The organism is Pseudomonas sp. GL_103 (assembly GCF_057835175.1).
Genome location: NZ_CM174420.1, coordinates 4,362,894 through 4,384,323 on the forward strand (window position 1 = coordinate 4,362,894; position 21,430 = coordinate 4,384,323).

A 21,430-nucleotide genomic window follows, 5' to 3' on the forward strand; every position below is an offset into this window, starting at 1 on the left:
GCACTTTTATCCTGGAAGGTTTTTCTTGCTGAAGGGATCTTTCAGGAAGCTTTCAAGCGTAGCAGAAAGAAGTTCTGGACTTTTCCCTTCATTCTTCCAATCCCACACTCCGAGAGGATTTCCAATTACACAAATTATATAATAGTCCGAAATTATCTCCCCCTGTTGCTCCATGTTGTAATTTGAAAACTTACCATCATTAAACAATGTGTATTCATACGCCTCAGCACCTCGACTACTAACCGCCAGACCCTGTTTCTTTACCGGATAACCCAGTTGGTGCTGCCATACATGAGTCATCTCATGCATGAATAACGCCTTATGTCGATCATCAGCGGTATTGGAAAAATCATCTCTGTAGTAATTAGTGCTTGCCGGGTAATACATCTCCCCATTCGGCGTCACCGCCGTATTCTGGAATCCGGCAAACAACCACCATCCGCCGTGATGCACTTTGACCTTGCTGTAATTGACTGCATCTTTAAAGACGGTTTGCGCCATGGCGATTTCGCCGGACGTCAGGGAACGCTTCTTGCCTTTGGGCAGGCGAACATCTTTAGTCGAGTGGCCAACATCCGTATCGTTAGTCGAAACATCATTGGAGGTCAGGTCAACCTGCATCGGCGCTTGGGCGTTTTGCGCCGCACAACAAAGCGGTTGCGCACCCTCCGGTGGAAACAGCAGCAATTGGGTGATCTGCGTCGGCTTCTGGGTCACCAACCGCTGCGTGTAACCCTGCTCATCAGTCACGCCATCGAGGATTCGGCCGTCAGCCAGTGTGGCCGAGTACTTGATGTTGCTTGCCAATTCGCCATCCGGGCCAAGCAGTCGAAGTTGTTCGTCATAAGAGGTGGTGTTCGGAAACTCAATCTTCAGCCCACCCGGCAACAAGGTATGAGCGCTCATGGTTCGCCCTTCCTTGTCGGTTACGCCGTTAAACACCTCGCCCTGTTCAGTGGTGATCCGGTAGCGGGTAAACGCCAGCGGTGCCTGGGCCTCATCTTTCAGGACGTATTTCGCGGAGTAACCTCCGGGTAACGGTGTTGCCGGCGTATCCAGCCTGGCGCTGCCAAACTTTTGAACATGCTTGGCCCGTTGATAGATATTGCCGGGGGCGCCCTGATCGAGGTCGCCGTCTTTCAAGCGGACAAAGACCCCTCCGCATTCCAATATCAGCTCTTTCTCAGCGCGGATGTGCACCCGGCCATCCACGCTCTCAATCTTGATGTCGCCCTTCGCCAGGGCGTGCAGAAGGCCCTCCAAAGCATGCAAATCGATGTTGCCCTTGGCCGTCTTGAGCTGCATGTCCGCGCTGTGAGCGAGCAGGCTGATGCCGTCCTCGGCGGTGGCGGTGATGTTCTGCCCGGCGCTGAGGTCGACGTTGTGCGCGGCAACGGCGCTCACGCTTTCGCTTCCCGAGGACAGGCACACCGCCTCCGGGCTGACCATGCCTATACCTGCCGGGGCGTGCAGCAACAGACCCGGTTGCTTCAAGCCATCGAGGACTTGTCTGAGCCGTTCCTGGCTGGCGGTGTCGCCGGGGGTTGCTTTGGCCGCGCGAGCCGCATCGGCCAGGGAGCGCGCCAGCGACAAGGCACTTTCCAATTGGGCGACGGCAGCATCCATGTCGAGTTGCACACCCTGAGCTTTCTCCTGTTTGTCCGCGCTGATGAAAAGACCCTTTCCGCCACGAATGGCGCCCCAGTCATCGGTGCGCAGCTCAAACCCTTCCCCCCGTTTTTTGCGTTCGGCATCCACCAGATGCCCCAGATTCAACTGGCTCTTGCCGCCATACTCGGTACTGAGCTTGATGTGCTCCTGCCCCCGCGTGTCGTCCATACGCAACTTGTTGTTGGCCGGCGTACGCAGCACGTTGCGGTGGTCATTGCGCTGGGTCACCAGGTCGGGGTGCTGGTCGTCGTGCAGGGCGTGGGCGATGTAGGGGCGGTCCGGGTCGCCCTGTTCGAAGGCGATCGCCACTTCGGTGCCGGCGATCAGCGGCAGGTGCAGGCCGTAGGTGTCGCCGGCGTAGGCGCGGGCCTGGCGCAGCCATTTGCTTTCGCGGCCGGTGGGCCAGGTGTCGCGGTCGAAGAGAAACTTGACCCGGTAGCGCCCTTGCATGTCGATTTCGGTGTACAGGGGGTTGCTCTGGGGGTGGGTGATGCGCGCCGGCAGGGTGCCGGCGATTTGTGGTTTGGGCGGGACCTCTGGGCGGAAGCACAAGCGCAAGGCGTAGGGCATGGCTTCGAAATCGCAGGTCAGGCTGCGGTCGCGGGCGGCCCGCGTGGTGATCTTCGTGATCACCACGCGGGAGGTGAAGGCCTTGGGGGCGCCGCCGCTGATGCTCAGGACCTGACCCGGGGCCAGGGTGGCGCTGCTGCTGGTGCCGCTGAGGTGGGTCTGGTTGTTGAGGTAGCGTTCGTGGCGCAGACGCGCATAGAAAAAGCCGCTTTCGCTTTGCAGGTCTTCGTCGCGCAGGTGGGACTTGCCGAGCACGCGGTAGGGTTCGGCGTAGTGGTAGGCCTCGCCGTAGGTGTTGTCGGCGACGCCGCGGGTCGTGGCCACGCCGTGGGTGGTGGGCTCGCCGAGGGTCTGGTCGACCTCGCCGTCGAGGTAGGCGCGGCTGTCGTCGGGGTGATAGGCGCGTACGCTGACCTGCTGTTCCACCACCCGGTGCCGGGTTTTCAGGGCCCAGACGCTGTCCTGCTCGCTGTTGCTGAAGCCCGACGGCGAGCGCAGCGGCAGTTCGACGTCGAACTGGTAGCAGCGCTGGTCGTCGCAGAACTCGACGACGTCGAAGGCGAGCTCTTCGTGCTGGATGCAGCGGTACCAGATGCCGACGTCGGCCAGGATCCGGCTGATGAAAGCCAGGTCGCTTTCCTGGTACTGCATCACCTGCTCGCGCTGCGGGTACTCGCGCTTGAGGTTGAAGCGAAAGTGCCCGGTGTCGAGACCGTGGCGGTCGCGCAGAATGCTTTTGACGATGTCTGGCACGGACTGGTGCTGATAGATCCGCGTTTGCTGGCCGCGATCGAGCAGGGCCAGGCGCGGTTGCAGGGTGACTTCGTAGCGGGCTTCGTCGATTGAGCCGGACAGGCGCTGGCAGGCGGTGATGCGGCCATAGACGGTGCGCAGGGGCTTGGGCGGCCTGGGCACTTCCCAGTCGAACACGGGCACGTTGGACGGTGCGTCGTACAGGCTGAACTCGGCGTACTGGCCGATGAATTTTTCCGCGCCGATGTCGAGGTCGCTGGCGGTGAATTCGATGCGGTAGCGGTAGGGTTGGCTAAGGTACTCATGGCCCTCGAAGGTGAGGACGTCGAGGTGGGTGTCGAGGCCATCGATCTGTAGTTTGTGGCGGCTGTGGTCGAAGAAGGTGCGCGGTGTGTTGGACAAAATCAGGCCTCCCTTGGCTTTTGAAGCGGACGGGGAGGCTTCGTTGCCACCCTCGCTCGAGCGCTGGGAAGCTTTCAAGAAGCTGACAATGGTTGATATAGGACGCTTCTAATAAGCGTGTAGGGTATTTCCGAATAATGCAGCAGGCCACAACGCCCTAAGACTCTACCTACAACAGCAAAAGAATCCTCGGCATCTCGACAACGGCCATGAATGAGTCTTCCTGATCAGAACTCCACCTGACGACCGGCAGCAAAAACCATTTGCCACAAAATATTACATACATCATATTACAGCTATCATAATTAACCGCCGCCCTGACAGGTATCCCTCCATGACCAGCATGTCCACCGTAGAACCCGATCTGGACTCCCCGGTGAAACCGGCAAAACCTCCCCTGCTCAAACGCCTGCTGTTGCCAACAGTGGGCATCGCAGCACTGGTGCTGGCTGGTATGTATGGCGCGCATTGGTGGACTGCCGGACGTTTCATCGAGGAAACCGACGACGCCTACATCGGCGGCGACGTAACGGTGATCGGGCCGAAAGTGGCGGGTTACATCGACGAAGTGCTGGTGACCGACAACCAGAAGGTCAAGGCTGGCGACGTGCTGATCCGTCTCGATTCGCGCGACTACCGCGCCAACCTGGCCAAGGCCGAAGGCGCGGTGGCCGCCGAAGAAGCCCTGCTGGCCAACCTCGACGCCACCGAACAACTGCAACAGGCCGTCATCGGCCAGGCCCGCGCCGGCATCGACGCCGCCGGTGCCGAAACCGCCCGCTCCCGGGACGACGATAGCCGCTACAAAAAACTGGTCACCACAAACGCCGTCTCGGTGGAAAGCGCCCAGCGCGCCAACGCCACGTTCAAGACGGCCCAGGCCCAAAGCAACCGCGCCCAGGCTGAATTGCTGGCCGCGCAGCGCCAGTTGAATGTGATCGACACCCAGAAACAACAAGCCCGGGCCGCCTTGATCCAGGCCAGGGCCGAGCGCGACCTGGCGCAATTGAATGTCGGCTACACCGAACTGAAGGCACCGGTCGACGGTGTGATCGGCAATCGCCGGGCACGGGTCGGCGCCTATGCCCAGGCCGGCTCGCAATTGCTCTCGGTGGTGCCGACCAGCGGTCTGTGGGTCGATGCCAACTTCAAGGAAGACCAACTGGCACACATGGTGCCGGGGCAACGGGTGGTGATCCGTGCCGACGTGCTGTCGGGGCAGGAATTCCACGGTCACCTGGACAGCCTCGCCCCCGCCAGCGGTTCGCAATTCAGTGTGTTGCCACCGGAAAACGCCACCGGCAACTTCACCAAGATCGTGCAACGGGTGCCGGTACGGATTCACCTCGACCCGGCCGACAGTGTGCTCGGCCACCTGCGTCCGGGGTTGTCGGTGACCGCAGAAGTGGACACCCGCAAGGAGCCTGAAGCGCCAGCCGTGGCCAGCGCGCCATGAGCAGCGCCCTCGCCGCCCCGGCACAACCGTTCAATGCCGCGAACATGGCGACGGCGACCAAGGTCTTCGCTTTTGCCAGCATGTGCATCGGCATGTTCATTGCGCTGCTGGACATCCAGATTGTCTCGGCTTCGTTGCGTGACATCGGCGGCGGGCTCTCCGCCGGCACCGACGAAACCGCGTGGGTGCAAACCAGTTATCTGATCGCCGAAATCATCGTGATCCCGCTGTCGGGCTGGCTGTCACGGGTATTTTCGACGCGCTGGCTGTTCTGCGCATCGGCGGTGGGTTTCACCCTGACCAGCCTGCTGTGCGGCCTGGCCTGGAACATCCAGAGCATGATCGCCTTCCGCGCCCTGCAAGGGTTTCTGGGCGGCTCGATGATTCCACTGGTGTTCACCACGGCCTTCGTGTTCTTCACCGGCAAACAACGGGTCATCGCCGCCGCGACCATCGGCGCGGTGGCCTCATTGGCACCGACCCTGGGACCGGTGATCGGTGGCTGGATCACCGACATATCGTCCTGGCACTGGCTGTTCTACATCAACCTGGTCCCCGGCATCTTTGTCGCCGTGGCCGTGCCGATGCTGGTGAAAATCGACCAGCCGGAACTGTCGCTGCTCAAAGGCGCGGATTACTTGAGCATGGTGTTTCTGGCGCTGTTCCTCGGCTGCCTGGAATACACCCTCGAAGAAGGCCCGCGCTGGAACTGGTTCAGCGACCGCACGATCCTGACCACCGCGTGGATCAGCGGCCTGGCCGGGCTGGCGTTTATCGGCCGGACCCTGCATGTGGCCAACCCGATTGTCGATCTGCGCGCCTTGAAGGACCGCAATTTTGCCCTCGGCTGTTTCTTCTCGTTCGTCACCGGCATCGGCCTGTTCGCCACCATTTACCTGACGCCGCTGTTCCTCGGCCGGGTGCGCGGCTACGGAGCGCTGGACATTGGTCTGGCGGTTTTTTCCACCGGGGTGTTCCAGATCATGGCGATTCCGCTGTATGCCTTTCTGGCCAACCGCGTCGATCTGCGCTGGATCATGATGACCGGCCTTGGGCTGTTCGCCTTGTCGATGTGGGATTTCAGCCCGATCACCCATGACTGGGGGGCCAAAGAGTTGATGCTGCCGCAAGCCCTGCGCGGGATTGCCCAGCAATTGGCGGTGCCGCCGACGGTGACCTTGACCCTCGGCGGCCTGGCGCCGGCACGGCTCAAGCATGCGTCGGGGTTGTTCAACCTGATGCGCAACCTGGGTGGGGCCATCGGCATCGCCGCGTGCGCGACCATCCTCAACGACCGCACCAACCTGCATTTCACCCGGCTGGCGGAGAACCTCAACAGCACCAACGAGGCGCTCAACCAATGGCTGTCCCAGGTCAGCAACAACTTCGCCGCCCTCGGCCAGAGCGGTGACGCCGGGGTCACCGCCAGCCTGCATCAGCTATGGTTGCTGACCTACCGCGAAGCCCAGACGCAAACCTATGGCGACGCGTTCCTGATGATCATGGTCTGCTTCATTATCGCCACGGCGATGGTGCCCCTGATGCGCAAGGTGCAACCACCGGCCGCGCCGAGCGCCGATGCTCATTGATGCTTGTGCGGGTCAGGCCTGGGGCATTTTGCGAAAGCCGATGGCCAGGCGGTTCCAGGCGTTGATGGTGGTGATGGCGACGGTCAGGTCGACCAATTCCTTGGCATCGAACTGGGCAGTAGCCAGCTCATAGTCTTCGTCCGGGGCATGAGTCTGGCTGATCAGGGTCAGGGATTCGGTCCAGGCCAGGGCGGCGCGTTCACGCTCGGTGAAGAACGGCGTTTCGCGCCAGGCCGACAGTGTCGCCAGGCGACGCTCGGACTCACCACCCTTGCGTGCATCGGCGCTGTGCATGTCCAGGCAGAAGGCGCAGCCGTTGATTTGCGAGGTGCGCAGCTTGACCAGTTCGATCAGGTTTTTTTCCAGCGGCAGCTTCGACACCGCTGTTTCCAGGGCGATCATCGCTTTGAGGGCATCAGGGGAAGCGGTGTAGAAATCGATACGGGGTTTCATGGTGTGCTCCAGGGCAAGTGGGTGTGTCACTACGTTAGTCCCACGACCGGTCTGCACAAATAGCCAATCTTTCAGAAGTCGAGGAGGCCATTGGCGTGGGTGTGATGGGTTTCACTCTTCACTTTTGGTGAGTTCACTGCCGTCATCGCGAGCAAGCTCGCTCCCACATTTGACCGCATTTCCCTGTGGGAGCGAGCCTGCTCGCGAACCGCGCAGCGGCCATTCACACCCGATTGCGCAACCACTGCAAAAAGCCCTTTTTCGCCACCGCCACCGGCAGGTCCTGAGTCAGGGTTTTCGCCTTGTGCAGCCGGTAATCGAGCAAGGTTTTCATTGCATCGCTGATGTCGTGACGGGCATCCAGGCATGGCTTGAGGTAGGACTTTTCGATGCGGTACAGGCCACAGAAAGTCTTGGCGGTAAACTGCGCAGGCACCGAGCTGTCGTCCAGGATCCCGGCTTCGCCTATCACTTCCCCCGGTCCCATTCTCCCGGATTCGAAAGGTTCGCCGTGCCGGGTCAGCGTCACCGTGACCACCCCGGACTCGATGATAAACAGGTGATCACTGACCTCCCCCGCCTCCAGGATCGTTTCCCCGGCGCGGAACGATTGCAAGGTCATGTTCTGGCTGAAGGTGTCTTTCTCTTCCTGGCGCAGGGTGGAGAAAATCGGCGAACTGTCGAGCAACGCCCGGGCCCGCGACAGGTTGCCTGGCGGATTGGGCTCCACGCTCGACAGCAGGTTCACGCCGGACGCCTGCAAGTGCCGGTAGGCCAGGTCGAACAGTTGATTGCGCACCGAACGCTTCTGGTCCATCTGCGCGACAAATCCGCTGATTTCATAGACCACGCCAGTGTTGCTGGCACTTTTCATGCCGACATTTGGCGATGGTGTGTCCAGCAGAAAGCGGCAACCTTGCATGGCCCGCTCCAGGGCTTCGATCACCGTGTTCGGCCGCGCGTGGGGGCTCACTTCCAACGAAACGGAGATGCCGAACATATCGCTCGGCCGACTGAAATTGATGATCTTGGCCTTGGCGGCCAGGGAGTTGGGAATCACCGCCATGCAACCCTGGGAGGTCTGCAGGCGCGTGGCGCGCCAGTCGATGTCGGTCACCTTGCCCTCCATGCCATCGATGGAGATGTAGTCATCCAGCTGATAGGGCTTGGTGGTGTTCAGGACGATTCCGGAAAACACGTCGCTGAGGGTACTTTGCAAGGCCAGGCCGACAATGATCGCCAACGCGCCGGACGTCGCCAGCACGCCCTTGACCGGCAGATCGAGCACATAGGCCAGGGCGGCAATGACCGCGATCAGGAAAATCACTGCACCGAGCAAATCCTGAAGCAATCGCCCGGTATGCCCGACCCGTTGCATCATCACCGCGCCGATCAGCACGGTCAGGGTCCGCGCACCGAACAACCACCAGCCGATCTGCAAGCCGGTGGCCGCCAGATGCAAGGGTACGTTGTCAGGCCAGGGCGGCGGCTCCATCGGGTTCAGGCCTTCGTTGAACAACAGGAGGCTGAACAACGAAAAAATCACCACCCGCACCAACAGCCGCCAGGCGCTGCCAAAGGCACTGAGCAAGTACCACAACCCAAGATCGATCAGGATCAGCGCCATCGCGCAAATCAGCGGGTGTTCAGTGAGCAATGACAGCATCTAGCAACTCCAGCCAGGGCCAATTACGCGAAGATCGCATGGATTGGCCATAGTGTAGGAGCAATTGATTTGGCGGGATGAACACGTCTTGCTGGACACCCAAAAAACCTGTGGGAGCGAGCTTGCTCGCGATGGCGGCAAAACAGTCACTGATGTTCTGACTGTCAGGCCGCTATCGCGAGCAAGCTCGCTCCCACAGGGGGGATGCGTGATGCCGAAGTTACTTGCTATTGGCCAGCGTGCTGTAGCTGGTCATCAGGTTGCGGTAATCCGGAATATGGTTGGAGAACAATGTGCCCAACCCTTCGATATCGTTGCGCCAGTCGCGGTGCAGTTCACAGGCCAGGCCGAACCAGGTCATCAGTTGCGCGCCCTGAGCGGTCATACGGTTCCACGCCGATTCGCGGGTCAGTTCGTTGAAAGTGCCGGACGCGTCGGTGACCACGAACACCTCAAAGCCCTCGGCCAGGGCCGAAAGCGCCGGGAACGCCACGCACACTTCCGTTACCACACCGGCGATGATCAGTTGTTTCTTGCCGGTGGCCTTGATCGCCTTGACGAAATCTTCATTGTCCCAGGCGTTGATCTGACCCGGGCGAGCGATGTACGGCGCGTCCGGAAAAAGTGCCTTGAGCTCGGGCACCAGCGGTCCGTTGGGACCGGTTTCGAAACTGGTGGTGAGGATGGTCGGTAGCTTGAAGTACTTGGCCAGGTCGGCCAGGGCCAGCACGTTGTTCTTGAATCGATCCGGGTCGATGTCGCGCACCAGTGACAGCAGGCCCGCCTGATGATCAACCATCAGAACCGCGGCATTGTCCTTGTCCAGACGCTTATAGGAAGTAGTCATTGCAGTAGTCCTCGCGTGTTATCGATGCCGAATGGAAATCGGCGTGGGGTCACCGGTCAGCGCTGGGAGTCCAGCGCCTCGTGTTCGTTCGCCACTTGCTGAGCCTTGAGGTAACTCTCGATCAGCAATTGATAATGCGGCATGGCCTGGGCGTAGACAGCGGCCCACTGCTCGGCATCCGGACGGTTCCACGAGCCTTGCAGCTCAGAGAGCGTCGCCATGATGTCGATCGGCACCACCCCGGTCTGGGCCAAACGGGCAACAGTCAGATCAGTGGCCAGTTTCGAGTGGTTGCCGGAGGCGTCGACCACCGCAAACACCTTGTAGCCTTCATGCACGGCGGCGATGGACGGGAACGCCAGGCACACGCTGGTCAAGGTGCCGGCGATCACCAGGGTTTTCTTGCCGGTGGCTTTGACCGCCGCGTGAAACTCCGGGTTGTCCCAGGCGTTGATTTCACCTTTGCGCGCCACGTACTGCGCATGGGGTGCGGCCTCGTGGATTTCCGGGATCAACGGCCCGTTCGGCCCCTGGGGAACGGAAGCGGTGGTGATCACCGGCATCTTCAGCAGGGTCGCGGCCTTGGCCAGGGCAATGGCATTGGCGCGCAATTGGGGCACGTCCATGTCCTTGACGATCTGGAACAGTCCGCTCTGGTGATCGATCAACAGCATCGCGCTGTCATTGGGGTCGATGGTCGGTTTCTGGCCGTTGAAGTTGGCCGCGTAGACAGTGTTCATGTGCGTTTCCTCTTTCTTTTGGGCAACAGCCATCCCTGGCCTGAAAACCGGCCTACTCATCCTGTGTAGAGTCGGGTGTAAAAGCGCTGCGAATTAACCGTGCATCCGGCCGAAGCGACCGGACTGGAAGTCGGCGAAGGCCTGGTGGATTTCTTGCTCGGTGTTCATCACGAACGGGCCGTGACCGACGATCGGCTCGTCGATCGGTTCGCCGCTGAGCAACAGCACCACCGCGTCTTCGCTGGCTTCGAGGGTCACCTGATCGCCCTTGCGGTCGAACAGGGCCAGTTGCCCCTGGCGCACCGATTCCAGGCCGTTGACCTGAACCGTGCCGCGCAGTACCACCAGTGCGGTGTTGCGCCCTTCATGCAGATCAAGGGTGAGCAACTTGCCGGCATTCAAACGAATGTCCCACACGTCGACCGGGGTAAAGGTGCGCGCCGCGCCCTTGTGACCGTCGAACTCACCGGCGATCAGGCGCAGGCTGCCGGCGTTGTCCTGCAAGGCGATGCTCGGGATGTCACGGTCGAGAATCGTCTGGTAGCCGGGCTCGGCCATTTTGTCCCTGGCCGGCAGGTTGACCCACAGTTGCACCATCTCCAGGGTGCCACCGCTCTTGGCGAAACCTTCGGAGTGAAACTCTTCATGCAGGATCCCCGAGGCCGCGGTCATCCATTGCACATCGCCGGGGCCGATCTTGCCGCCGCTGCCGGTGGAGTCCCGGTGCTCCAGTTCGCCCTTGTAAACGATAGTCACGGTTTCGAAGCCACGGTGAGGATGCTGACCAACGCCACGTCGCTCGCCGGTCGGGGTGAATTCAGCGGGGCCGGCGTGATCCAGCAACAGGAACGGGCTGATGTGTTTGCCCAGGTTGTCGTAGGAAAACAGCGTGCGAACCGGAAAACCGTCGCCAACCCAATGGGTCCGTGGACTGGTGTAGATACCGATGATGTTTTTCATGGTGTCTCCTGATGAGGTGAGTGAAGCCATGGACAAAGCTTAAAACCGTGACCATTGGTGCGCTAGACTGCAAAAATCAGCTTTAGCGTTCTATTTGGAGAACGATGGTGGAAGACCTCAACACCCTCTACTACTTCACCCAGGTGGTGGAGCATCACGGTTTCGCCGCGGCCGGCCGGGCACTGGACATGCCCAAGTCCAAGCTCAGCCGACGCATTGCCGAGCTTGAAGAACGCCTCGGCGTGCGCCTGCTGCACCGCACCAGCCGGCATTGTTCATTGACGGAAATCGGCCAGGCCTATTACCAGCGCTGCCTGGCCATGCGGGTGGAGGCAGAAAGCGCCGCCGAACTGATCGAGCGCAACCGCTCCGAGCCCCAAGGCCTGGTGCGTGTCAGTTGCCCGACGGCGCTGCTCAATTCCTGGGTCGGGCCGATGCTGACCCGCTACATGCTCAAGTACCCATTGGTGGAGTTGTTCATCGAGAGCACCAACCGCCGGGTCGACCTGATTCACGAAGGCTTCGACATTGCCCTGCGGGTACGTTTTCCGCCGCTGGAAAACACCGACATGGTGATGAAGGTACTGGGCAACAGCACCCAGAGCGTGGTCGGCAGCCCGAGCTTTTTACCGCACCTGTCGACACCGGCCTCCCCGGCCGACCTCAGCGGCTTGCCGAGCCTGCACTGGGGCGCGGCGCAGCGCGAGTATCAATGGGAACTGTTCGGGGCCGACGGCAGCACCGCGATGATCCGGCATGCACCGCGCATGGTCACCGATGACCTGTTGGCCTTGCGCCATGCGGCACTCGCCGGGATCGGCATCGTGCACCTGCCCAGTGTGGTGGTGCGCGATGAAATCGCTGCCGGGCAACTGGTGGAACTGGTGCCGGGTTGGACACCGAAGAGCGGAGTCATCCATGCGATCTTCCCCTCACGCCGGGGCTTGCTGCCTTCGGTGCGCACGTTGATCGATTTTCTCGGGGAAGAATTCAGTCGCAGTGATATTGCCTGAAGGCAGACCATCGCGAGCAGGCTCGCTCCTACATTGGATCTATATGCGCCACAAATCCCCTGTGGGAGCGAGCTTGCTCGCGATGAGGCCGGTACAAACACCATCAACACATCTTCCTGCCCCGATTCATGACTTGCGGTAAACATTGCTTTGCCGATCCAGCGGTTTTTCTCACGGATGCAGGCACGGATACTGCCGTCCATTCCCACTGCAACCTCTGGAGTCATTGATGTCTATTCCCGCCTTCGGCCTGGGTACCTTTCGTTTGCAAGGCCAGGTGGTCATCGATTCGGTGAGCACCGCCCTGGCGCTCGGCTACCGGGTGATCGATACCGCACAAATCTACGAGAACGAAGCCGATGTCGGCGAGGCTATCGCCGCCAGCGGCATCGCCCGGGAAGCGTTGTTCATCACCAGCAAAATCTGGGTCGCCAACCTGGCCGGTGATCGCCTGATCGACAGCCTGAAAGAAAGCCTGCGCAAACTGCAGACCGACTGCCTGGACCTGACCCTGATCCACTGGCCGTCGCCGGACGATCAAGTGCCGGTCGAAGAGTTCATGGGCGCCCTGCTCGAAGCCAAACGCCTGGGCCTGACCCGGCAGATCGGCGTGTCCAACTTCACCATCGACCTGATGAAACAGGCGATCGCGGCCATCGGTGCCGAGCACATCGCCACCCACCAGATCGAACTGCACCCGTACCTGCAAAACCGCAACGTCGTCGCCTTCGCAAAAAGCCAGGGCATCGGCATCACCTCGTACATGACCCTGGCCTACGGCGAAGTCCTCAAGGACCCGCTCATCCAGCAGATCGCCGAACGCCTGCACGCGACTCCGGCGCAGGTCACCCTGGCCTGGGCCATGCAATCGGGTTACGCGGTGATCCCGTCTTCCACGCGTCGGGCCAACCTCGAAAGCAACTTGAAGGCTCGCGAGCTGACCTTGAGTGAGGCCGACATGGCCTTGATCGCAACACTGGATCGCGGCCACCGGTTGACCAGTCCCAAAGGCATCGCACCGAACTGGGATTGAGCCTCAATCCTGCCCCAGACGCTGGTCCAGACGGGCCATGGCTTGCTGCAACTGGTCGACGGCGTCGTCGATCAGTGCCGCGCGGCCGTCATTGCACGCCCGCTCCAGTTGTTCGCAACACTCGACCAGGGCAAGTGCTCGCACCATCAGCGCCCCGCCCTTGATCCGGTGTACCAGCTCCTGCAAGCCCGGGCGATTGCCGCCGGCGTGCAAGGCCAGCAAATGCACGCGGTCCTCGCGGTTGGTCAGCGCCAGGTCGTGCAACAGTTGATCGATCAGCTCACGGTCCGCATCCGCATAGCGTTCCAGCCCACTCAAATCGAACTCGGCGACGCCATGGTCGTCGATAGCCGTTGAGGGTGCGCTGGAAAACCGCTGGGCCAGCCACGCCTGCAAATCCACCAGGCGAATGGGCTTGAACAGGCAATCGTCCATGCCCGCCGCCTGGCACCGGGCCTTCTCCTCAGCCTGCGCATTGGCGGTAAAGCCCAGAATCAGCGTCGACGACAACCCCTGCACCCGCTCTTGCTCGCGTATCGCACCCGCCAATTCGTAACCACTGAGCTGCGGCATGTTGCAGTCGGTGATGACCAGATCGAACCCTTGCCCGCGCCACTGTTCAAGCCCCTGCACCCCGTCTTCAGCCAGCACCACGCGATGGCCCAGGTAGCTCAGCTGCCGCGAAAGCAACAGGCGATTGGCCGGATAATCGTCGACCACCAGAATCGACAACGCCCGGGTCGTGAGTTGCGCCGGCTCCAGGGGCTTGCCCCCCGCGGGTAACGCTTGCAGGGCAGGCAGCACCAGGCTGATGTCCACCCGCGTCCCGCGCCCGAGCTCACTGTCGAGTTGCAACCGACCGCCCATCATTTCGCACAGGGTACGACTGATCACCAGGCCCAGGCCGGAACCTTGCCGGGCGCTCTGCTGGTTGTTGCCGGCCTGCACGAACGGGCTGAACAGGCGTTGCTGGTCGAAAGCGCTGATGCCGATGCCGCTGTCTTCGATTTGTACGCTGACGGCGAGGTGCGCCAGGGCTTGAGGTCGCACTCGCAACGTCAGGCTCACCTGGCCCTCTCGGGTGAACTTGATCGCGTTGCTCAGCAGATTGGACAGCACCTGTTTGAAGCGCGTGGGATCGAGCATCACGTCGCGGTCACTGTGCTCGTCGAGTTCGACCCGCCACTGCAGATTCTTCTGTATCGCCAACCCTTCGAAAACCCGGCAGACCGACGTCACCAGCGCGTGCAGATTGACCCGCTCAGGCGCCAGCGACAAATGCCCGGACTCGATCCGGGCGACGTCCAGAATGTCGCCGATCAAATCCAGCAACTGCTGCCCGGCGTTGGACGCCACCTCGATGGCGGCGCGGTCGGTCTCCCCCTCATCGGCCCGTTTCAGCGCCAGTTCGAGCATGCCGATCAACGCGTTCATCGGCGTGCGGATTTCATGGCTCATGGTGGCCAGGAACGTGGTCTTGGCCCGGTTGGCGTCGTCCGCCGCGTCCTTGGCTTCCTGCAATTGCCCGAGCAATTGCTGACGCTGGCGAATCTGCCGCCGCTGCCAGACGATCCCGGCCAACGCGAGCAACAGCAAGACACCCGCCACCGCAAACGCCTGCACGATCGCCTGCCGGTGTCGCAGCCAGTAACTTTGCTCGACCATCGCGTCATAGCGCCAGGGTTGGGTCAGCTCGTCAATTTCTTCGGGTGGGATGCTCAACAGCGCCTTGTCCAGGATCGAATGCAGCTCAGTGGCCTCGCGACTGGTCGCCAGGGTACTTCGTGCAGGGTCGGTGCCCACGGTGCTGGTCACTTGCAGGCGATCGCGATACTGCCGGGAAATCAGGTAACGGGCGCTGATCAAGGAGTTGATGCCGCCCTGGGCCTTGCCCTGGTCGACCATTTCCATAGCGTCCGTCGACAGGGGCGCATCCACCAACTGGATCTGCGGGTAATGCTGGCGAAGGTACTCGCCAACAATGTTGCCCCGGGTCAGCGCCAACGTCCTTCCCGCCATGTCTTCCAGCGTCCTGGGGCTGTCCGTATCCACGCGGGTCACCAGCACCGAAGGGCTGCTCAGGAACGCGCGGGTGAACAGCAATTCATCTTCACGCTGGGAACTGAGTCCGATACCGGCCAGTACATCGATCTGCCCGCTCTTGATGGCGGTCATCATCTCGGCCACCGACTTCATGCCCTGGATGTCAAATTGCAAGCCGGTGCGCAAACTGATTTTCATCAGCACATCGACGCCAATACCGCGGAACTTGCCTTCGCTGTCGATAAAAGAAATCGGCGGGATATTTTCGTTGATCGCGACCTTCACCCGCGGGTGGCGTTCGAGCCAGTGTTGTTCGGCCACGCTCAATTGCAATGATTGGGTGCCGGGGATTGACACCCCGTTTGCCCCCCAACGACGCAGGATGTTCATTTGTTCATTGGTGGTGATGGCCGCCAGCGCCTTGTTGACGATGCGCAACAGCGATTCGTTGTCGCGTGCCATCGCAAAGGCAAAACGCCCGGACTCCATGGGCGAGAAGTCCGTCAGTTGCACGTTGTTCAGGTTATTCCTGCTGATCAGGTAATGGGCGTTGATCGCATCCCCCAGATAGACATCGGCCTGGCCGAAAGCCACGGCGCCCATCGCCGCCAGTGTCGAGGGAAACAACTGGACCTGCGCCCTGGAATAGAACTGTTGCACGCTGTATTCGGGCAGGTAGTGATAGAGCATCACCAGCCGCTTGCCGGCCAGTGTCGGGTCGAGCACCGGAGGGAAATCGGTGCGGGTGACCAGCACCGGTTGATCGACCGCATAGGCACTGGACATCTGTAGCTGTGGATCTTCGGCTTCAAACCGATTGGCCGTTCCCAGCAGGTCTGCCTGCCCTTCCTTGATGGCCTGCACCGCGTCGGCCCGCGACGGATAACGTCGGACCTCGATGACGATGTTCAACAATTGTTCGAGCAACCCGGCGTAATCGGCGGTCACGCCTTCGAATACCTTGCCCGCCGTGTTGAACTCAAAGGGGGGATAGTCCGGCGCCGAGACAGCCAGCACCAATCGGCCCTTTTGCTGTAGCCAGCGCAACTCGGTTTGCGACAACCTGACGCTCAGGCCTTCGACGCTCGAGCGCCCCAACAGGGTCAACGACTGTTGTGCACAGACCGTCGATGCCCAGAGAAAAAGGCCGATCAGCACCCCACCTGCCAGTCGTCGGAGTGCGTTCATTCAGATCAGATGATTGCGCAGGGCGAAATCCCTCAAGTGCACCGACGAGCTCACATTGAGCTTGAGGGTGAGCCGGGTCTTGTAGGTACTGACGGTCTTGTAGCTCAGGTGCATGATCTCGGCGATTTCCAGGTTTTTCGAACCCCGGGCCAGGTACTGCAAAATGGTCAACTCACGATTGGAGAGCTTTTCGATCAACTGCTTTTCGCTGCGTTGCAACTCCCCCATCGACACGGAGCTCGAGGGAATCTGGGCGAAATAGGTATAGCCGGCCATCACGGAATTCACCGCCGCCTTCAAGTCATCCAGGTCCTTGCTCTTGGAAACATAGGCAACGGCCCCGGCACGCATGCAGCGGTCCTGATAGAACTGGGCCTCCAGTGAAGTGAACACCACCACGCGACATCGCGTGTTTTCGGCCTTGATACGGTCCATCACCTCAAGCCCCGCCACACCGGGAAGGCCCAGATCAAGCAGCACGACATCCGGTTGATGCTCCCGGATCAACGCCAGGACCTCATCGCCACGAGAGGCCTCGTAAATCTGCGTGAACCCCTCGCCCTTGAGTACGAGTTTGATCATGGAGCGAACCACCGGATGATCTTCCACAATCAGTGCTGACTTCATGACAACTCCCGTGCAAAACAACACGATCGGGCAAAAAATGCCCTCCAGGCACCGCAGCGGTTGGGCACAACGCTGCGCATAGACTTTTGCATGGAAGGCTGGAAAGAACTACCTGACAGAAATGACAGTTCCGACGAACGGTAGCCGACAATCGACGACGTTCATCAACTGCGTGATGCACGCCAGGTCAGGCAGGGCGGCCTGGCTGACCTGGACATTGCCCGCGACTGGCGACAACGACGCCTGCTGTCCGTTGAAGATAAACGCGTGATGAACCTGCGGGTTGTCGCCAAGGAAATTCAACAGGTCCAGCCCTTCGCTGGCCATCGCTCCATTGATGAGCACCAGGTCCAGAGGCTCGCAACCGTACTCCACCAGTGGAAGGAGCTCGTCGAGACTCTGCACCGGTGCCACGCGAAAGTAGCCGAGCTGATTGAACAGCCGCTCGATCCGCAGACGGTTGAAGTGCTGCGCATCAGCGATCAGGATGCGCAAGGATTTGTTCGGCATGGTGACCTCCAAAAGGATGTCGGTTTCAAGAGGTCGCAAAGCCTACGGAAGACCTTCCTAGGTTTATGTAGGAATATTCCTAAATAAATGCCGGTCAATCTGACTTTACTCCGTGGTACTCGGACTCCAGAACGCCTGCACCACCAGGGTCGAGGTCGAAATCCGTGCCACCAGCGCATCCAGTTCATCACCATCGACCGAGGTGGTGGCCAGGGTGGCTTCGATTTCAATTTCATCCGTGCCGAAGGCGTGCACATCGACATCGCTGGCCGGGTAGTTGCTGCGTTCCAGCTCGGCTTCGAGCAAGGCCAGCACGGTTTTCTGCTGGGTGCGCCGAGCGATGACATAGACGATGTTGGTGACTTCCGCCGAAATCACATCCAGCGGCTGACGGTTGATGTTGTTGACGATCGGCCGCAGCAGCGTGTTTGCCGCCAGTACAAACAAGGTGCCAAGCAGCGCCTCGGCCAGCAGGTCGGCACCGGCGCAGGCACCGACCGCCGCCGAGGTCCAGAGCGTGGCAGCCGTATTGAGGCCGCGCACATTGCCCTCTTCGCGCATGATCACCCCGGCACCGAGAAAGCCGATGCCGGAAACCACGTAGGCTACGACCCGCACGGCGCCTTCGGCACCGGCAAGCCGGTTGGCCATGTCGACGAAAATCGCCGCGCCCACCGCCACCAGCACATTGGTGCGCAGGCCGGCGGTGCGTTGCCGGTACTGGCGTTCGAAACCGATCAGGCCACCGAGGATGAAGGCCGCGCTGAGGCTGACCAGGGTGTCGAGCAGCGAAGTCAGGTTGAGGTTGTTAAGTGCTTGCATGATGAATCCTTTGAAAAACACACGATCCCCTGTGGGAGCGAGCTTGCTCGCGATAGCGGTGTATCAGTTGACATGGATATCGACTGACACTCAGTCATCGCGAGCAAGCTCGCTCCCACAGGGGCTGCGTTGATTGGCCAGCCTTGTGGCTTTATTGCCAGCCAAACCGGCGAATGTAGAACCCCTTCACCGCCTGGGTCAGCGCCATGTACGCCAGCAGGATCACCGGCAGGAACACGAAGTACAGCGACGGCAACGCCTGCAATTTGAAGTAATGGGCCAGCGGTCCCATCGGCAGGAAAATCCCCACGGCCATGATCAATCCCGTCATCACCAGCAACGGCATGGCCGCGCGGCTTTGCAGGAACGGGATCTTCGGCGTGCGGATCATGTGCACGATCAGTGTCTGGGTCAGCAGCCCGACCACGAACCAGCCGGACTGGAACAGGGTCTGGTGATCCGGGGTGTTGGCATCGAACACGTACCACATCAAGGCGAACGTGGTGATGTCGAAGATCGAACTGATCGGCCCGAAAAACAGCATGAAGCGCCCGACATCCGCCGGTTGCCAGCGTTGCGGTTGCTTGAGCATTTCGTCATCGACGTTATCGAACGGGATGGCGATCTGCGAAATGTCATAGAGCAGGTTCTGCACCAGCAGGTGCATCGGCAGCATCGGCAGGAACGGAATGAACGCACTGGCCACCAGCACCGAGAACACGTTGCCGAAGTTAGAACTGGCGGTCATCTTGATGTACTTGAGCATGTTGGCGAAGGTCCGGCGCCCTTCCAGCACGCCCTCCTCCAGCACCATCAGGCTCTTTTCCAGCAGGATGATGTCGGCCGCTTCCTTGGCGATGTCCACCGCGCTGTCCACCGAAATACCGATGTCGGCGGTGCGCAGGGCCGGGGCGTCGTTGATGCCGTCGCCCATGAAACCGACCACATGGCCGTTGCCCTTGAGCAGCCGGACGATGCGCTCCTTGTGCGATGGCGTCAGCTTGGCAAAGACGTTGGTGGTTTCCACCGCCTTCGCCAACTCGGCATCGCTCATGCGTTCGATGTCGTTGCCCATCAGCAGGCCTTGCTGCTCCAGGCCGACTTCGCGGCAGATTTTCGCCGTCACCAGTTCGTTGTCGCCGGTCAGCACTTTCACCGCCACGCCATGGGCAGCCAGAGCCTTGAGGGCGGGCGCGGTGCTTTCTTTCGGCGGATCGAGAAACGCCACGTAACCGATCAGCGTCAGTGCCTGTTCATCGGCCAGGCTGTAGGTGTCGCGCCCTTTGGCCATTGGCCGTGCCGCTACCGCAACCACCCGCAAGCCCTCGGCGTTGAACGAGGCAGTGACCTGGCGGATGCGCGCCAGCAGTTCTTCAGTCAATACTTCATCGACTTCGCCGTGACGCACCCGCGAGCAGACCGCCAGCACTTCCTCCACCGCGCCCTTGCAGATCAGCAGGTGTGGCTGATCGCGCTCGGCGACCACCACCGACATGCGCCGGCGGGTGAAGTCGAACGGAATCTCGTCGACCTTGCGAAACGCCGTGCCGACTTTCAGCTCACGATGGATCTCGACATGTTCGAGCACCGCCACATCCAGCAGGTTTTTCAGGCCGGTCTGGTAGTAGCTGTTGAGGTAGGCCATTTCCAGCACGTCATCCGAGTCGTTGCCCCAGACGTCGACGTTGCGCGCCAGGAAGATCTTGTCCTGGGTCAGGGTGCCGGTCTTGTCGGTGCACAGCACGTCCATGGCGCCGAAGTTCTGGATGGCGTCGAGGCGTTTGACGATGACTTTCTTGCGCGACAGGAACACCGCGCCCTTGGCCAGGGTCGAGGTGACGATCATCGGCAGCATTTCCGGGGTCAGGCCCACGGCAATCGACAGCGCGAACAGCAACGCTTCGGTCCAGTCGCCCTTGGTGAAACCGTTGATGAACAACACCAGCGGCGCCATCACGAACATAAAGCGGATCAGCAGCCAGCTGACTTTGTTGACCCCGGTCTGGAACGAAGTCGGCGCCCGGTCGGTTGCACCCACGCGCTGGGCCAGGGCACCGAAATAGGTGCTGTTGCCGGTGGTGAGGATCACCGCCATGGCCGTGCCGGACACCACGTTGGTGCCCATGAACAGGATGTTGTCCAGGTCCAGGGGGTTGAGTGTGTCGCGGTCCTGCTGGCGGGGAAACTTTTCCACCGGCATCGATTCACCGGTCATGGCCGCCTGGCTGACGAACAGGTCCTTGGCGCTGAGCACCCGGCAATCGGCCGGAATCATGTCACCGGCCGACAGCACGATCAGGTCGCCCGGCACCAGTTGCCTGATCGGCAATTCGATACGCTGCGCGCCGCGGTCCTCAAGGTCCCGGCGCATTACCGTGGCGGTGTTGCTGACCATCGCCTTGAGGGCATCGGCGGCCTGGTTGGATTTGGTTTCCTGCCAGAAGCGCAGCAAGGTCGAGAGCACCACCATGGAGAAAATCACGATGGCGGCTTTCATGTCTTCGGTCAGCCAGGAGATTACCGCCAGCAACGTCAGCAGCAGGTTGAACGGATTCTTGTAGCAGTGCCACAGGTGCGTCCACCACGGCAGCGGTTGTTCGTGCTCGACTTCATTGAGGCCGAATTGCTCGCGCAGGGCATCGGCTTCGAGTTCGCTCAAGCCGTCGGTGTGACTGCCCAGGGTGTTGAGCAATTGACCGGTGTCGCTGCCGGCAGCGGCCACCAGGGTTTGCGCCAGGGTGGGCGGGACTTCACGGCTGACCGTAGTGTCGGTGAAGGTTTCCAGCAACGCCAGGCGACGAAAGTGCCGGGCGATGTGGCGGTTACGCAGGAAACCTGCGAAGAATTCCTTGAGGGTAAGTTTCATGGCTGGTGCCCCTTTGGTCAGCCGGGAAACCGTCGAGCAGGCAGGTCCACGCCACTGCCGCCGGAACAACCGGCAAAGCAAGGCCTGGCACGCCGGTCACGAATGACAGGCGTGTCGATAGAGCGGCGGCCACGACAAAAAGTCGAAACCACGCACTGTTCAGCGTCGATGAGAGGGACGTCGGGACACGGCCGGGACGGGCCATGATCGGGATGCCGCTG

The 21,430-nt window shown here is 60.8% G+C and carries 15 protein-coding genes; 4 read left to right on the forward strand and 11 right to left on the reverse strand.

Features of this window, described 5'->3' with window-relative positions:
- Positions 1 to 6: 6 nt before the first annotated feature.
- Positions 7 to 3,396 (reverse strand): type VI secretion system Vgr family protein, encoded by a 3,390-nt coding sequence (locus AC3IP0_RS19620; RefSeq protein ID WP_489325675.1) that lies wholly within the window; start codon positions 3,394 to 3,396, stop codon positions 7 to 9.
- A gap of 334 nt (positions 3,397 to 3,730) precedes the next feature.
- Here AC3IP0_RS19620 and AC3IP0_RS19625 point away from each other — a divergent pair, with 334 nt between their 5' ends.
- Together AC3IP0_RS19625 and AC3IP0_RS19630 are read left to right on the forward strand one after the other, a co-directional pair.
- The gene (locus tag AC3IP0_RS19625; RefSeq protein ID WP_489325676.1) at positions 3,731 to 4,852 is read left to right on the forward strand and encodes an HlyD family secretion protein; all 1,122 of its coding nucleotides are present in this window, start codon (positions 3,731 to 3,733) and stop codon (positions 4,850 to 4,852) included.
- Positions 4,849 to 6,441 carry a DHA2 family efflux MFS transporter permease subunit gene (locus AC3IP0_RS19630; protein WP_489325678.1) on the forward strand — a complete coding sequence of 531 codons (1,593 nt, stop codon included), beginning with the start codon at positions 4,849 to 4,851 and terminating at the stop codon, positions 6,439 to 6,441. Before AC3IP0_RS19625 ends, AC3IP0_RS19630 begins: the two co-directional genes overlap by 4 nt.
- A gap of 12 nt (positions 6,442 to 6,453) precedes the next feature.
- Here the strand turns inward: AC3IP0_RS19630 and AC3IP0_RS19635 are convergent, their stop codons facing one another.
- From AC3IP0_RS19635 to AC3IP0_RS19655, 5 genes are all read right to left on the reverse strand, one after another.
- Positions 6,454 to 6,894 (reverse strand): carboxymuconolactone decarboxylase family protein, encoded by a 441-nt coding sequence (locus AC3IP0_RS19635; RefSeq protein WP_489316667.1) that lies wholly within the window; start codon positions 6,892 to 6,894, stop codon positions 6,454 to 6,456.
- 223 nt (positions 6,895 to 7,117) lie between these two features.
- Entirely contained in the window at positions 7,118 to 8,560 is a 1,443-nt protein-coding gene (locus tag AC3IP0_RS19640; RefSeq protein ID WP_489325680.1) for a cyclic nucleotide-binding domain-containing protein, read from the reverse strand.
- A gap of 220 nt (positions 8,561 to 8,780) precedes the next feature.
- Positions 8,781 to 9,407 carry an isochorismate family cysteine hydrolase YcaC gene (ycaC, locus tag AC3IP0_RS19645; protein ID WP_095942550.1) on the reverse strand — a complete coding sequence of 209 codons (627 nt, stop codon included), beginning with the start codon at positions 9,405 to 9,407 and terminating at the stop codon, positions 8,781 to 8,783.
- Positions 9,408 to 9,463: 56 nt separating this feature from the next.
- A complete protein-coding gene (locus tag AC3IP0_RS19650) occupies positions 9,464 to 10,147 on the reverse strand; it encodes an isochorismatase family protein (protein ID WP_489325681.1) in 684 nt (227 codons plus the stop codon).
- A gap of 93 nt (positions 10,148 to 10,240) precedes the next feature.
- Positions 10,241 to 11,107 (reverse strand): pirin family protein, encoded by an 867-nt coding sequence (locus AC3IP0_RS19655; protein WP_489316669.1) that lies wholly within the window; start codon positions 11,105 to 11,107, stop codon positions 10,241 to 10,243.
- A gap of 104 nt (positions 11,108 to 11,211) precedes the next feature.
- On the opposite strand from AC3IP0_RS19655, the gene AC3IP0_RS19660 reads away from it, so the two are divergent.
- The gene (locus AC3IP0_RS19660) at positions 11,212 to 12,120 is read left to right on the forward strand and encodes a LysR substrate-binding domain-containing protein (RefSeq protein WP_489325683.1); all 909 of its coding nucleotides are present in this window, start codon (positions 11,212 to 11,214) and stop codon (positions 12,118 to 12,120) included.
- Positions 12,121 to 12,349: 229 nt separating this feature from the next.
- On the forward strand, positions 12,350 to 13,153 hold the full coding sequence (dkgB, locus tag AC3IP0_RS19665; protein ID WP_489325684.1) for a 2,5-didehydrogluconate reductase DkgB: 804 nt from the start codon (positions 12,350 to 12,352) through the stop codon (positions 13,151 to 13,153).
- A gap of 3 nt (positions 13,154 to 13,156) precedes the next feature.
- Here dkgB and AC3IP0_RS19670 read toward each other — a convergent pair whose 3' ends face one another.
- The 5 genes from AC3IP0_RS19670 to mgtA form a co-directional block, all read right to left on the reverse strand.
- Entirely contained in the window at positions 13,157 to 16,384 is a 3,228-nt protein-coding gene (locus tag AC3IP0_RS19670; protein ID WP_489325685.1) for a transporter substrate-binding domain-containing protein, read from the reverse strand.
- Complete coding sequence (locus tag AC3IP0_RS19675; protein ID WP_489316672.1) at positions 16,385 to 17,011, reverse strand: response regulator; 627 nt, start codon at positions 17,009 to 17,011, stop codon at positions 16,385 to 16,387.
- 108 nt (positions 17,012 to 17,119) lie between these two features.
- On the reverse strand, positions 17,120 to 17,521 hold the full coding sequence (locus AC3IP0_RS19680; RefSeq protein ID WP_489316673.1) for an ANTAR domain-containing protein: 402 nt from the start codon (positions 17,519 to 17,521) through the stop codon (positions 17,120 to 17,122).
- Positions 17,522 to 17,626: 105 nt separating this feature from the next.
- On the reverse strand, positions 17,627 to 18,343 hold the full coding sequence (locus tag AC3IP0_RS19685; RefSeq protein ID WP_102672669.1) for an MgtC/SapB family protein: 717 nt from the start codon (positions 18,341 to 18,343) through the stop codon (positions 17,627 to 17,629).
- 151 nt (positions 18,344 to 18,494) lie between these two features.
- Positions 18,495 to 21,209 carry a magnesium-translocating P-type ATPase gene (mgtA, locus tag AC3IP0_RS19690; protein WP_489325687.1) on the reverse strand — a complete coding sequence of 905 codons (2,715 nt, stop codon included), beginning with the start codon at positions 21,207 to 21,209 and terminating at the stop codon, positions 18,495 to 18,497.
- Positions 21,210 to 21,430: the final 221 nt, after the last annotated feature.